The organism is Paraburkholderia sp. SIMBA_054, from assembly GCF_046534875.1.
GTDB lineage: Bacteria > Pseudomonadota > Gammaproteobacteria > Burkholderiales > Burkholderiaceae > Paraburkholderia > Paraburkholderia hospita.
Genome location: NZ_JAWRXV010001857.1, coordinates 1 through 230, shown reverse-complemented (window position 1 = coordinate 230; position 230 = coordinate 1). Strand labels below are relative to the sequence as shown.

The following is a 230-nucleotide window of genomic DNA, read 5'->3' as shown; positions in this document are numbered from 1 at the left end:
AGCGCGTTCGCGTGACGGCGCGCGTTCAATGCGTCTGTCATGCTCGCGCTGACTGCGCCGCTTCCGCTTCTTCGCTTCTGCTTCTCAGCTTTTGCTTCTCAGCTTTTGCTTGTCCGCTTCTGCTTCTCCGCTTTTTACTTCTTCATTCCTCGCTCTCTTCTCCATTGTTCTCCGTCGCGCGCCGATGCGATTCGCCGCGCGAGCGCGCCGCTATCCGTCGAGTGTCGAAG

General features: G+C 59.1%; 1 protein-coding gene. It reads left to right on the top strand.

The genetic code is table 11. The features are described 5' to 3' along the window. Positions 1 to 39 precede the first annotated feature (39 nt). On the top strand, positions 40 to 230 hold a 191-nt coding region (locus SB822_RS61475), incomplete at its 3' end, for a hypothetical protein (RefSeq protein WP_410859716.1).